This is a genomic window from Kitasatospora sp. NPDC057512 (assembly GCF_042802135.1).
In the GTDB taxonomy this organism is placed as follows: domain Bacteria; phylum Actinomycetota; class Actinomycetes; order Streptomycetales; family Streptomycetaceae; genus Kitasatospora.
Genome location: NZ_JBHVET010001180.1, coordinates 1 through 1,524, shown reverse-complemented (window position 1 = coordinate 1,524; position 1,524 = coordinate 1). Strand labels below are relative to the sequence as shown.

Below are 1,524 nucleotides of genomic sequence, written 5' to 3'. Positions count from 1 at the left end.
CTCCGCCGGCCAGTACGTGCAGTGCGAGTCGAAGGGCGACAAGGGCAACAGCATGTCCTCGCCCGCGACGTTCATCAACGACCGCCTGTGGGGCAGCGGCCACCTGATCGAGTTCTTCGACAGCTTCAGCACGCCGACCGGTGCCGGGCAGGTCCTCTCGCTGGGTGCCGGGCACTACACCCCCGACGTCGCCAAGGTCACCATCAGCTACGGCGACGACCCGACGCAGTACCCGGCCGTCATGGCCGACGGCGCGTTCGTCCACATCGCGGCCATCACCACCGGCCCCGACGCGAACCCCTTCCCCCCGGCCCCCTACGTCCACGCCTACAACGCGGACGGCAAGGAGATCTACAACCAGAAGACCCAGCCCACAGCCGGGAACACCCGCCCGTAGGCGATACCCCAGGACCTCAGCCGAGTCGCTTGAGCATCTTGACCGAGGCCGTCTCGTAGCCGAGCGACTCGTAGAGGCCGCGCGCACCCGTGTTGAACCCGAAGACGCTGAGACCGAGGGTATGGGCGCCCTGCGCCCGGGCGTACTCCTCGCCGAGGAGCATGGCCCTCCGCCCGAGGCCCAGCCCGCGCTTGTCGGCGTCGATCACGATGTCCCAGATCCACCAGGAGCCGGCGTCGTCGCTCGTGTCCGGTCCGATCCAGAGGTAGCCGACGGCTGCCCCGGCGGCATCGACCACGTCGAAGACCACATGCCCGGGGCTCGGCGTGCCGGAGGGAAAAGCGCGGGCCATGCTTTCGTCCGCGTGGCGGCAGGCGTCCTCGGGCGTCTGCCCCGCAGCGACGAGGTCCTTGGCGTACTCGGCCCGGCAGCGCTCGAGCCAGGCGGGCAGGAGTCGGGCGTCCATGGGGCGGAGGGTCGGAGACATCCGGTCAGCCTCCCACACTTCTCCGATGCGGCATCAGCTCGGGGGTCGACGTACACGGTGCGGTCATCGGTCCGCTCCCTTTCGTATCGTGGCGTCCGCCAGGACGCCGGTGGTCTGCAGCTCGGTGCGCGCGTGGGCGATGGCGTCGGGCGTCTGGGCGAAGACCCGCCCCTGCCGCTGGAGGGCGTCCAGCACGCCGAGGGCGTCCAGGGTCCGCCGGTGGCCGTCCGGTACCCCCGCGGCCAGGACGAGGATGCCGCGCCGTTCCAGCGTGCCGATCGCGTCGCCCAGCGCCAGGGCGCCCGTGGAGTCGATCGCGGTGACGTGGGAGAGGCGCAGGATGACGGCCTTGACGTCGGTGGTCTCGGCGAGCTGGAGCAGGAAGCGGTGGGCGGCCGCGAAGAACACCGGCCCGTCTATCCGGTAGGCGACGATGTGCTCGGCGAGCAGCGCCCGCTCCTCCTCGTGGTGGTCGGCCGGAGTCAGGCCGTCGTGCAGCGGCACCTGCTGGAGCCTCGCGGACCGTGCGACCTGGCGCAGGGCCAGGATCCCGGCGACGGCCAGGCCGACGATGACGGCCGTGACCAGGTCGAAAGCCAGGGTCGCGGCGGCGGTGAGCACCAGAACGGCGGCTTCGCCG

Annotated in this window: 2 protein-coding genes and 1 pseudogene; 1 reads left to right on the top strand and 2 read right to left on the bottom strand. The window is 71.3% G+C overall.

What is annotated here, in order from left to right:
* A pseudogene (locus ACFU6K_RS38715) lies at positions 1-397 on the top strand (hypothetical protein); the annotation flags it as partial.
* Positions 398-413: 16 nt separating this feature from the next.
* On the opposite strand, the gene ACFU6K_RS38710 reads toward ACFU6K_RS38715, so the two are convergent.
* Positions 414-863 (bottom strand): GNAT family N-acetyltransferase, encoded by a 450-nt coding sequence (locus tag ACFU6K_RS38710; RefSeq protein ID WP_380671314.1) that lies wholly within the window; start codon positions 861-863, stop codon positions 414-416.
* Positions 864-947: 84 nt separating this feature from the next.
* A partial coding sequence (locus ACFU6K_RS38705; RefSeq protein WP_380671312.1) for an STAS domain-containing protein occupies positions 948-1,524 on the bottom strand: 577 nt, incomplete at its 5' end.